Consider the following 10,503-nt stretch of genomic DNA (forward strand, 5'->3'; position numbering starts at 1 on the left):
GTCCGCGAACGCTCAAACCGCCGCCAGCAGAGCGCGATATCGGTATAGAGTTCCGGTGAGTTCAGCGCATGATAGGTGACATTCGGCGGAGAAATGGCCGCCATCGATTTCGGCACCAGCGCGAATCCGCCGCCCGCGGAAACCATGCTCAGCGAAGATGAAAGCTGTGACGCCTGCAGCGCATGCTGCACGTCGATTCCGGCCCGCTCGCAGTAGCTGTAAACCCGGTCATACAATCCCGGCGCGACCTCCTGCGGGAACAGCACCACCGGTGTATCCCGCAGCTGCTCTAAGGCCAGCGAATCGCTCTCCGCCAGCGGATGGTCGCGGTGCAGCGCCACCACCATCGGCTCGCGGTCGAGAATTTTGATTTCAAACATCTTGCTGCTTTCGCACGGCAGGCGCACGAAGGCGATATCCAGTTCACCGTCCGCCAGCATCGTCGTCAGCGACGACATATTCGCTTCTACCTGATGAACCTGCACCGCCATGTTCTGCACCTGAAACTGACGGATTAGCGCGAAAATCTGAGGATGAAAAGCGTCGGAGCTGGTGATGCCTATCGACAGGCTGCCGTTCAGTCCGCGCGCGATGCCGCGCGCTTTCTCCAGCGCGGCGTCGCTCAGCGCCAGGATCTTACAGGCGTCCTCATAGAAGGCTTCTCCCGCCTCGGTCAGCTCTACGCCTCGCGTCAGACGCCTGAACAGCGGGGTGCCCACTTCCTCTTCGAGCCGTTTGATCTGCTGACTCAGAGGTGGCTGTGAAATGCCCAGCGCTTTGGCTGCTTTGGTGAAGTGTCGCTCGCGTGCAACCGCGACAAAATACCGCAGATAACGAAGTTCCATATCTAAAACGTCTCAAACCAGCATGGTTTCTATATTGGAACTCTCTGCTGAATCGGGTCAACATTTATTTAACCTTTCTAAATAAAGTTGAAGAGGACGAGCATGATGATGCATTCATCTGCCTGCGACTGTGAGGCCAGCTTGTGCGAGACCCTGCGTGGGTTCTCCGCCCAGCATCCTGACAGCGTGATCTATCAAACATCGCTAATGAGCGCCCTGCTAAGCGGCGTATACGAAGGTGAGACCACCATCGCCGATCTGCTGGCACACGGTGATTTTGGCCTGGGTACGTTCAACGAACTGGATGGCGAAATGATTGCCTTCAGCAGCCAGGTATACCAGCTGCGTGCCGACGGCAGCGCCCGGGCCGCGAAGCCGGAGCAGAAAACGCCGTTCGCGGTGATGACCTGGTTTCAGCCGCAGTACCGTAAAACCTTTGATACGCCGGTCAGCCGTCAGCAGATCCACGATGTGATCGACCAGCAAATCCCGTCCGATAACCTGTTCTGTGCGTTGCGTATCGACGGTAATTTCCGCCACGCCCACACCCGCACCGTACCGCGCCAGACGCCGCCGTACCGGGCGATGACCGACGTGCTGGATGACCAGCCGGTGTTCCGCTTCAACCAGCGCGAGGGCGTGCTGGTCGGGTTCCGCACCCCGCAGCATATGCAGGGCATTAACGTGGCCGGTTATCACGAGCATTTTATTACTGACGACCGTCAGGGAGGGGGACACCTGCTCGACTATCAGCTTGAGAGCGGTGTGCTCACCTTCGGCGAAATTCACAAGCTCATGATTGACCTGCCCGCCGACAGCGCATTTTTACAGGCCAACCTTCACCCCAGCAATCTGGATGCAGCGATCCGTTCCGTCGAAAACTAACAGGAGAACTACCGTGAACAGTGAGAAACAGTCACGTCAGTGGGCGCATGGCGCCGATATGGTTGTCGGCCAGCTGGAAGCGCAGGGCGTGAAGCAGGTGTTCGGGATCCCGGGGGCGAAAATCGACAAAGTGTTTGACTCCCTGCTGGACTCCTCCATCGAGATCATTCCCGTGCGTCACGAAGCGAATGCGGCGTTTATGGCGGCAGCGGTAGGGCGGTTGACCGGTAAAGCCGGGGTGGCGCTGGTGACCTCCGGTCCCGGCTGTTCCAATCTGATCACCGGCATTGCCACCGCCAACAGCGAGGGCGACCCGGTGGTCGCCCTGGGCGGGGCGGTCAAACGCGCGGATAAAGCGAAGCTGGTGCACCAGAGCATGGATACCGTCGCCATGTTCAGCCCGGTGACCAAATATGCCGTCGAAGTCAGCTCGCCGGACGCGATTGCCGAGGTGGTATCGAACGCGTTTCGCGCCGCCGAGCACGGCAGGCCGGGGGGCGCGTTCGTCAGCCTGCCGCAGGATATCGTCGACCAGCCTGCGACGGGGGCGATTTTGCCCGCCAGCGGTGCGGCGCTGATGGGTCCGGCGCCGGAGTCTGCGATTAACGACGTGGCGAAGCTTATCGAAAACGCTAAAAACCCGGTCATTTTACTTGGCCTGATGGCCAGCCAGCCCGCGAACAGCGATGCCCTGCGTAAGCTGCTGGAGAAAAGCCGTATCCCTGTCACCAGCACCTATCAGGCCGCCGGGGCGGTGAACCAGGAGAACTTTACCCGCTTTGCCGGACGCGTCGGCCTGTTCAATAACCAGGCGGGCGACCGACTACTGCATCTGGCGGATCTGATTATCTGCATCGGCTACAGCCCGGTGGAGTACGAGCCGTCTATGTGGAACAGCGGCGACGCCACGCTGGTGCACATTGACGTGCTGCCTGCCTATGAAGAGCGTAACTACGTGCCGGATCTTGAGCTGGTGGGGGATATCGCCGGAACGCTGAACCTGCTTGCCAGCCGGATCGAGCATAAGCTGGAGCTGAGCCAGCGCGCCTCTGAAATCCTGGTCGATCGTCAGCATCAGCGGGATCTGCTCGATCGTCGCGGCGCCTCGCTCAACCAGTTTGCCCTGCACCCGCTGCGCATCGTGCGCGCCATGCAGGACATCGTCAATAACGACGTGACCCTGACCGTGGATATGGGCAGCTTCCACATCTGGATCGCCCGCTACCTTTACAGCTTCCGCGCGCGTCAGGTAATGATCTCCAACGGCCAGCAAACCATGGGCGTTGCCCTGCCGTGGGCGATTGGTGCCTGGCTGGTGAACCCGGGCCGCAAGGTGGTATCGGTCTCCGGTGACGGTGGCTTCCTGCAGTCGAGCATGGAGCTGGAAACCGCGGTGCGCCTCAACGCCAACGTGCTGCACATCATCTGGGTGGATAACGCCTACAACATGGTGGCGATCCAGGAAGAGAAAAAATACCAGCGCCTTTCCGGCGTCGAGTTCGGCCCGGTCGATTTCAAAGTCTATGCCGATGCCTTCGGCGCGAAAGGCTTTGCCGTGGAGAGTGCTGAAGCGCTCGAACCGACGCTGCGCGCGGCGATGGATGTCGATGGCCCGGCCGTGGTGGCCATTCCCGTCGACTACAGCGATAACCCGCTGCTGATGGGCCAGCTCCATCTCAGCCAGATTTTGTGACTCAATATAAGGACAGAGAAATGCAAAAAGTTGCTCTCGTAACCGGCTCAGGCCAGGGGATTGGTAAAGCGATTGCGCTGCGCCTGGTGAAGGATGGCTTTGCCGTTGCCATTGCCGACTATAACGATGAGACGGCAAGAGCCGTCGCCGATGAAATCATCCGCAACGGCGGCAAGGCTGTCGCCGTGAAGGTGGATGTCTCTGACCGCGAGCAGGTGTTTGCGGCGGTGGAAAAAGCGCGCACCGCGCTGGGCGGATTTAACGTCATCGTTAATAACGCCGGGATTGCGCCGTCCACGCCTATCGAATCCATCACGCCAGAGATTGTCGACAAGGTCTACAACATCAACGTGAAAGGGGTGATCTGGGGTATTCAGGCTGCCATCGACGCGTTCCGCAAAGAGGGGCACGGCGGGAAGATCATCAACGCCTGCTCCCAGGCAGGCCACACCGGCAACCCGGAACTGGCCGTGTACAGCTCCAGCAAGTTCGCGGTTCGCGGCTTAACCCAGACCGCAGCGCGAGACCTTGCTCCGCTGGGCATCACCGTTAACGCCTATTGCCCGGGCATTGTCAAAACGCCGATGTGGGCGGAAATCGACCGTCAGGTCTCCGAGGCGGCGGGCAAACCGCTTGGCTACGGGACGGAAACTTTTGCCAAACGCATCACGCTGGGTCGTTTGTCCGAGCCGGAAGATGTCGCCGCCTGCGTTTCATACCTCGCCGGGCCGGATTCTGATTACATGACCGGGCAATCCTTATTGATTGATGGTGGGATGGTGTTCAACTAAATACTAATATACCCGTCATACTTCAAGTTGCCTGTGCGTTGGCTTTCCTCGCTCACCCCAGTCACGTACTGATGTACGCTCCTGGGGATTCGCTGCGTCGCCGCCTTCATGCAACTCGAATTATTTAGGGTAAAAGCTCTGACATGAGTTTTCCCCTGCCCCCGTGCAGGGGCTTTTTTTTGTCTCCTTAGCCATTGTGCATTACACTGCGCGCTGCAAAACTTTAGTCATTACGATCTGACAGGCGGTAACAGCGATGAACGGAACAATCACAATGTGGTTTAAAGATAAAGGCTTTGGATTTATCAAAGATGAAAACGGCGATAACCGCTATTTTCATGTGATTAAGGTCGCCAACCCTGATCTGATTAAGAAAGATGCGGCGGTGACGTTCGAACCGACGACGAATAATAAAGGCCTTTCCGCCTATGCGGTGAAGGTGATCCCCGAGAGTAAACACCTCTATATTGCGGGCGAGCGCGTGAAGCTCACCTCGATCAAATCCTTCGTGGTGTTCAGCGAAGAAGAGCCGGTTGAAACCAAAATCGACAAAGAAAACGCAGTGCTGTCGGTGGGTCTGCTGATGAACAGCATTAAGCCAAAATCCGAGGTAAAATCGGGTGAAATGCGCACCGTGAAGAAGCTGGCGATCACGACCTTCCAGAACACGACGCTGATCTTTACCGAAGATGAAATTGACATTGACGCTACGGTCAAGCTGCTGAAGTGATTTGTTGCCGGGTGGCGGCGATGCCTTACCCGGCCTACGAAAAACCCTCAACGCGGCACGAAACGTAGGCCCGGTAAGCATCGCGCCACCGGGCACAGCCGCACCCGTTTACCCCATCCTGTGCTCGCCCCGTAACATCGCCTCCCGATCAAACACCTTCTGGATCTCCCCGTGTGCCATAAATGCCGCCCGGTCGGACATATGGGCAATCACGTCCGCATCGTGGCTCACCAGCAGATAGGTCATGTCGTGGGCGGCTTTCAGGCGGTTGAGCAGGTTCAGAATTTCCGCCTGCACGGACATATCCAGTGCCGAGGTCGGTTCATCCAGCAGCAGAAGCTGCGGGCGCAACAGCAGCGCACGGGCAATCGCCACGCGCTGACGCTGGCCGCCGGAAAGCTGGTGCGGATAACGTTTCCCCGCATCGGCAGACAGGCCCACCTGTTTAAGCGCATCCGCCACCTTTTCCGCAATCTGCGTTTCGCCATGAATGTTCAACGGCTCCGACAGCGTGCGTGCAATGGTGTGGTTCGGGTGCAATGACGCCCACGGATCCTGAAACACCATCTGCACGTTGCGACGCAGCGTGCCTTGAAAACGTCGCCCGGGCGTTAACGTCTCTCCCAGTAGCGTAATGTTCCCGCGCCACTCGCGCTGCAGCCCCGCCAGCACGCGCAGAAGGGTCGATTTCCCGCAGCCAGATTCCCCGATCAGGCTGAAGGTTTCGCCTTTCGCGATGGTAAAGCTGGCGGCAGAGACCGCCGTCTTTTCCCCGAAGGTGACCTGAACCTGGTTAACCTCAACGAGCGCCATCGTTCGCCTCCTTCCACGGCTGCGAACGGTCGAGCGTCGGCAGCATCTGCCCAAAGGTATTGGCATTTGGCCTGCAGGTCCACAGGGTGCGCGTATACGGATGCGTTGCCTGAGGGAGTTGGCTTGCCGCCATCTCATCTACCTTTTCGCCCTGATACATCACCAGCACGCGGTCGCAGTGTTCCGCCACCAGCGGCAGGTCATGGCTGATTAACAGCATCGCCATCTGGCGCGCTTCACACTGCTGCACCAGCAGTTCGAGGATCTGGTTGCGCAGGCGAGCGTCCAGCGCTGAGGTCGGTTCGTCGGCAATCAGCACCTGCGGGTTGTTGATGAGCGCAATCGCAATCATCACCCGCTGGCCCATGCCGCCGGAAAGTTCGCCGGGATAACGCTGAAGCACATGTTCGCTCAGTCCGACAGCGCGAATGATGTCGTGAATGCGCGCCACGCGTTCTGAACGGGGCAGGCGCTGATGCAGCGTGAGCGCCTCGTCAAGCTGGGCGGCAACGCTTTTCACCGGATTGAGCGCGTAGCGCGGGTCCTGCAAAACCATCGCAATCCCGTTGCCGCGCAGCGCTTGCCAGCGGCGGGCGTTCAGGGTCAGCAGATCGTTGCCCAGCACGTTAAGTTGCCGGGCGCTCACCATGCCGGGCTTACGTACCAGCCCCATCAGGGCGCGGGCAGACATCGATTTACCCGAGCCGGATTCACCCACCAGCGCCAGACGCTCGTTGCCAAGCGTAAAGCTCAGGTTGTTGACCACGCGTGCGGCGGGGTAGTCGATATTCAGCGCATCGACGATAACGCGGTGTTCAGTCATGTTGCGGCTCCAGTACGTCACGCAGGCCATCGCCTAGCAGGTTAAAGGCCAGGCTGGCAAACAGAATGGCTCCGCCGGGAATGGCGGCGATCCACCACTGGTCGAAAATCACCAGCATGCCGTCAGCAATCATTGCCCCCCATTCAGCCATTGGCGGACGGGCGCCAAGGCCGAGGAAACCGAGCCCGGCGGCGGCCAGAATAATGCCGGCCAGATCCAGCGCCAGCCGCACAATCGCAGACGGCAGACACAGCGGCAGAATATGGCCGACAAGCAGGCGCGGGCCGCGAATTCCCATCATCTCGGCAGCAGCCAGATAATCACTGTGGCGCAGACGCTGAATTTCACTTCGCGCCTGACGTGCATAAGCAGGCCAGGTGGTTAAGGCCAGCGCCAGCGCGCCGTTGACCAGCCCCGGACCCAGCATCGCCACAAACGCGAATGCAAGGATGAGGCGCGGCATCGACATCACCACGTCGGTAAAGCGCATCAGGAGGCGCTCCATCCAGCCGCCGTAGTAGCCGGACAGGATCCCCACCAGCAGCCCGGTGGGCAGGGTAATGACCGTCACTAAGGCCACCAGCCCGAGCGCCGGACGGGTACCGTAAATCAGGCGCGAGAGCAGGTCGCGCCCGTAGCTGTCGGTGCCGAGCCAGTGCTGGCTATTCGGTGCCTGCAGGCGCGAGGCGGCGTCCTGCCAGTTCGGGTCAACCGGTGCAAGCCAGGGGGCGAACAGGGCGATCACCATCAGCAGCACGATGGCAATCAACCCGCAAAAGGCGGCAGGCGAACGGCGCAGGCGACGTATAAAGAGATAAAACGGCATCAGCGCACCCTGGGATCGGTTGCCTGCACAAGCAGGTCGGTAAGGTTATTGATCAGCACAAAACAGATGCCAATCAGCAGCGTGCCGCCCATGACGGCGGTAGTGTCTCCGGCGAACAGGGCGGTGGTGAGGTAGCGTCCGATGCCTGGCCAGGAGAAGACGGTTTCCGTTAATACCGCACCTTCCAGCATGCTGGTGTAGGCCAGCGCAATCACCGTCAGCAGGGTGCTGCGAATGTTCGGCAGCACATGGCGCAGCAGAATAGTCATCTCCCCGGCCCCCTTGGCGCGAGCGAGCAGGATGTACTCTTTGTTCATTTCGCTCAGACAGGCGGAGCGCGTCAGGCGGGTAATGCTTGCGAGCGAGTAATAGGCCAGCAGCAGCACCGGCAGCACAAGGTGGCTGAGGGCGTTGCAAAACGCCTCGCGATCGCCAGAAAGCCAGGTATCCACCAGCGCAAAGCCGGTGCGTGGTTCGACGGTGAACTGCCAGATGTCATCCAGCCTGCCGGGACCCGCGCTCCACTGCAGCTTCGCGTAGAACAGGGCCAGCATCAGCAGGCCAAGCCAGAAAATCGGCACCGAGTTGCCGAGCAGGGTGAGCGTTCTGAGCGATAAATCAAGCGGCGAACCGGCATAGCGGGCGCACAGCACCCCGGCAATCACGCCGAGCACGGCGCCGATGATTAAGGCCAGCGTAGCCAGTTCGAGCGTGGCGGGAAAAGCGTGCAGCAAGTCCTGCAACACCGGCTGGCCGGTGGCGCTGGCAGTGCCCAGATCACCGTGGGCAAGGTCTTGCAGGTAGTGCCAGAACTGCACGGGCAGGGGGCGATCTAATCCGAGCTGGTGGCGAACCTGATCGTAGGTGGACTGGCTGGCGTGATCGCCGACGATCTGCAGCACGCGATCGACCGGAGAAAATGCCGAGAGCGCAAACGTGACGAGCAGCAGCCCGAAAAGCGTGAGCAGCAGAGTCAGCAGAGCCTGAAGCACGCGGGTGGAAAGATGTGGCATGGGAAATCTCTTCATGCCGGGTGGCGGCTTCGCCTTACCCGGCCTACAAAACCGAGAACACAGGCCGGGTAAGCGCAGCGCCACCCGGCAACAAAGGCTACTTCGTGACGCGATCGTACCAGACCATGTCCGCGTTCAAGCCCTGCTGATATCCCTTCACGTTATCGCGCACCACGATCTGGGTTTTGCCCTGATCGACGAACACATACGGCGAGCTATGTTGCAGCTGTTCCTGCATTTTCTTGTACAGATCCAGACGTTTCGCCGGATCCGGCTCGGCAACCGCCGCCAGCGTGGCTTTGTTAAGCTCGGGAATTTTCCAGCTGTTCAGACCGGCTACGGTACTGGATTTGCCATCGTTCCACGCAAAGGCGCTGGCGTTAGAGTGCGCGTCGAAGTAGTCCGGGATCCACAGACGAATCGCCGCCTGATGCTGCTTTGCGCGCACGCGGGCATAGACCTGGCTCCCGGCAGCGGGCAGCAGATCGACCTTCACGCCCCCCTGAGCAAAGCTCGCCTGCATGGACTGGGCGATGGTGATAAACGGCGGCTTGTTCTCCACGTCCAGCGTGAAGTGCGGGTCTTTAATGCCCGCTTTGGCGAGAATTTCTTTCGCCTTAGCCGGGTCAAACGTGAATGGATTCGCTTCCAGCGCGCCCGGCAGACCGACCGGCAGGAAGCTCTGATGCACAAAATACTGGCCTTTCAGCAGGTTTTTGGTAATGCCTTCATAATCAACCAGCCAGCGTGAAGCCTCCCAGAACGCCGGGTTGTTGAGCAGCGGGTTAGCGCTGTTGCCGGTGTTAAACACCAGATAATTTTGCTCGGCGGACGGAATGCTCAGCACCTTCACGCCCGGCTTGCCCTCCAGGGCGCTAATCTGGTCTGCACCCAGATCGCGCGCCACGTCGGCATCACCCTGCTGGATCAGCAGGCGACGGGAAGCCGGATCGGGAACGTTTTTAATGATGATGCTTTTAAGCTTCGGCGCGCCGCCGGGAGCCGATTCATTGGCTTCCAGCACGATAGCCTGATGCGGCTGATAAACGCGCATTTTGAACGCGCCGCTGCCTGCCGAGTGCATTTTCAGCCAGGCGTTGCCGAAGTCGTTGTCCTTCACGTTCGCCACCACCTGCTTTTCATCGACGATGGAGGCAATCGGCGTGGAGAGAATATTCAGCGCCACCGACGGGCTAACGTCCGCCGTCCAGTGAAGCTGGAGGGTATGGTCATCCACTTTTTTCAGCTGGCTGGCGATGTTGCTCGCGTCCCAGCCCAGCACGTTGAGGATAAACGCCGGGGATTTGTTCAGCGTCACGGCGCGGGTATACGAGAAGATCACGTCTTCCGGGCGCAGTGGGTTTCCGGAAGCGAATTTCGCATCGGGCTTAAGCTTGATGGTCAAGGTTTTTGCTGCCGCGTCGGCTTCCCAGCTTTCCGCCAGAATCGGGGTGATTTTTTCCGGGTTATCGCGGTCCGGTTGCACCAGACGCTGATACAGGCTCGGTACGGTCTGGATGCTGGAGAGCTCGTTGGCTTCGGCCGGGTCGAGGCTTACGATGTCATCAAGCCCCTGGGCAACCACCAGCGTATTCGGCGGAGTAGCGGCGTGGACTGCGTTTGAGAGCGCGGCCAGCACCAGTAACGGCAACAGTTTTTTTGTCATAGCGATCCCTGAAATAACTCTATTGTGATTGTTTTATGCTCCGCTACGTTAGGTCGACTAAGACATTCCGCAAAGTCGAAATTCAGCTTTGCTTATGCCTTCCGGGAATAACGCATACGCTAAGGCTATTAGAATGCGCTGCTTTTCGTCCGCTTTTTAACCTGCTATAACAAACTCCTTACCTTTCAGGGAGTCACCGCCGTGCCCGAAATCAATCAACATGGTCAAACCGTTAACGATATTGTTCCAGACTGGAAATGCGCCCAGATCTTAACCCGCACCCCACTTACCGGTCAGTATTGCCGACTGGAGCCGCTGGATACCGATCGCCATTCGGCTGATTTATACGAAGCCTACGCGCTGGGTGATGACAGTGACTGGACGTGGCTTGCCAGCACTCAGCCGGAAAGCGTTGAGG

General features: G+C 59.2%; 10 protein-coding genes and 1 pseudogene. 5 read left to right on the top strand and 6 right to left on the bottom strand.

Going from position 1 to position 10,503, the window contains the following annotated elements; all coding sequences use genetic code 11:
• A partial coding sequence (locus L977_RS12880) for a LysR family transcriptional regulator (protein WP_047625902.1) occupies window positions 1-845 on the bottom strand: 845 nt, incomplete at its 3' end.
• Window positions 846-950: 105 nt separating this feature from the next.
• On the opposite strand from L977_RS12880, the gene budA reads away from it, so the two are divergent.
• From budA to L977_RS12900, 4 genes are all read left to right on the top strand, one after another.
• Window positions 951-1,730: an acetolactate decarboxylase gene (gene budA, locus L977_RS12885; RefSeq protein WP_014882917.1), complete on the top strand. Its 780-nt coding sequence runs from the start codon at window positions 951-953 to the stop codon at window positions 1,728-1,730.
• On the top strand, window positions 1,702-3,423 hold the full coding sequence (alsS, locus tag L977_RS12890; RefSeq protein WP_265179754.1) for an acetolactate synthase AlsS: 1,722 nt from the start codon (window positions 1,702-1,704) through the stop codon (window positions 3,421-3,423). Before budA ends, alsS begins: the two co-directional genes overlap by 29 nt.
• A 20-nt stretch (window positions 3,424-3,443) precedes the next feature.
• Complete coding sequence (locus tag L977_RS12895; RefSeq protein WP_014882919.1) at window positions 3,444-4,214, top strand: (S)-acetoin forming diacetyl reductase; 771 nt, start codon at window positions 3,444-3,446, stop codon at window positions 4,212-4,214.
• A 256-nt stretch (window positions 4,215-4,470) separates the two neighbouring features.
• Window positions 4,471-4,944 carry a cold-shock protein gene (locus tag L977_RS12900; protein ID WP_047625904.1) on the top strand — a complete coding sequence of 158 codons (474 nt, stop codon included), beginning with the start codon at window positions 4,471-4,473 and terminating at the stop codon, window positions 4,942-4,944.
• 108 nt (window positions 4,945-5,052) lie between these two features.
• Here L977_RS12900 and L977_RS12905 read toward each other — a convergent pair whose 3' ends face one another.
• The 5 genes from L977_RS12905 to L977_RS12925 form a co-directional block, all read right to left on the bottom strand.
• Window positions 5,053-5,757 carry an ABC transporter ATP-binding protein gene (locus L977_RS12905; RefSeq protein WP_014882921.1) on the bottom strand — a complete coding sequence of 235 codons (705 nt, stop codon included), beginning with the start codon at window positions 5,755-5,757 and terminating at the stop codon, window positions 5,053-5,055.
• Window positions 5,744-6,580, bottom strand: coding sequence for an ABC transporter ATP-binding protein (locus L977_RS12910; RefSeq protein WP_014882922.1), 837 nt, complete (start codon window positions 6,578-6,580; stop codon window positions 5,744-5,746). The genes L977_RS12905 and L977_RS12910 overlap by 14 nt, the downstream gene beginning before the upstream one ends.
• Window positions 6,573-7,406 carry an ABC transporter permease gene (locus tag L977_RS12915; RefSeq protein ID WP_047625906.1) on the bottom strand — a complete coding sequence of 278 codons (834 nt, stop codon included), beginning with the start codon at window positions 7,404-7,406 and terminating at the stop codon, window positions 6,573-6,575. The genes L977_RS12910 and L977_RS12915 overlap by 8 nt, the downstream gene beginning before the upstream one ends.
• Entirely contained in the window at window positions 7,406-8,419 is a 1,014-nt protein-coding gene (locus L977_RS12920) for an ABC transporter permease (protein WP_047625907.1), read from the bottom strand. Before L977_RS12920 ends, L977_RS12915 begins: the two co-directional genes overlap by 1 nt.
• Before the next feature lie 97 nt (window positions 8,420-8,516).
• The gene (locus tag L977_RS12925; protein ID WP_047625909.1) at window positions 8,517-10,085 is read right to left on the bottom strand and encodes an ABC transporter substrate-binding protein; all 1,569 of its coding nucleotides are present in this window, start codon (window positions 10,083-10,085) and stop codon (window positions 8,517-8,519) included.
• Between the two features lie 201 nt (window positions 10,086-10,286).
• Here L977_RS12925 and L977_RS12930 point away from each other — a divergent pair.
• Window positions 10,287-10,503, top strand: a pseudogene (locus tag L977_RS12930) (GNAT family N-acetyltransferase); the annotation flags it as partial.

Origin of the sequence: Enterobacter sp. ZOR0014, assembly GCF_000798855.1 — a bacterium.
In the GTDB taxonomy this organism is placed as follows: Bacteria; Pseudomonadota; Gammaproteobacteria; order Enterobacterales; family Enterobacteriaceae; genus Enterobacter; species Enterobacter kobei.

What these genes read in the sequence shown, in the direction of transcription:
- L977_RS12900 (WP_047625904.1), top strand. Translation starts at nt 4,471, where the DNA reads ATGAACGGAACAATCACAATGTGGTTTAAAGATAAAGGCTTTGGATTT.
- budA (WP_014882917.1), top strand. Translation starts at nt 951, where the DNA reads ATGATGCATTCATCTGCCTGCGACTGTGAGGCCAGCTTGTGCGAGACC.
- L977_RS12915 (WP_047625906.1), bottom strand. Translation starts at nt 7,406, where the DNA reads ATGCCGTTTTATCTCTTTATACGTCGCCTGCGCCGTTCGCCTGCCGCC.
- L977_RS12920 (WP_047625907.1), bottom strand. Translation starts at nt 8,419, where the DNA reads ATGCCACATCTTTCCACCCGCGTGCTTCAGGCTCTGCTGACTCTGCTG.
- L977_RS12910 (WP_014882922.1), bottom strand. Translation starts at nt 6,580, where the DNA reads ATGACTGAACACCGCGTTATCGTCGATGCGCTGAATATCGACTACCCC.
- L977_RS12895 (WP_014882919.1), top strand. Translation starts at nt 3,444, where the DNA reads ATGCAAAAAGTTGCTCTCGTAACCGGCTCAGGCCAGGGGATTGGTAAA.
- alsS (WP_265179754.1), top strand. Translation starts at nt 1,702, where the DNA reads ATGCAGCGATCCGTTCCGTCGAAAACTAACAGGAGAACTACCGTGAAC.
- L977_RS12905 (WP_014882921.1), bottom strand. Translation starts at nt 5,757, where the DNA reads ATGGCGCTCGTTGAGGTTAACCAGGTTCAGGTCACCTTCGGGGAAAAG.
- L977_RS12925 (WP_047625909.1), bottom strand. Translation starts at nt 10,085, where the DNA reads ATGACAAAAAAACTGTTGCCGTTACTGGTGCTGGCCGCGCTCTCAAAC.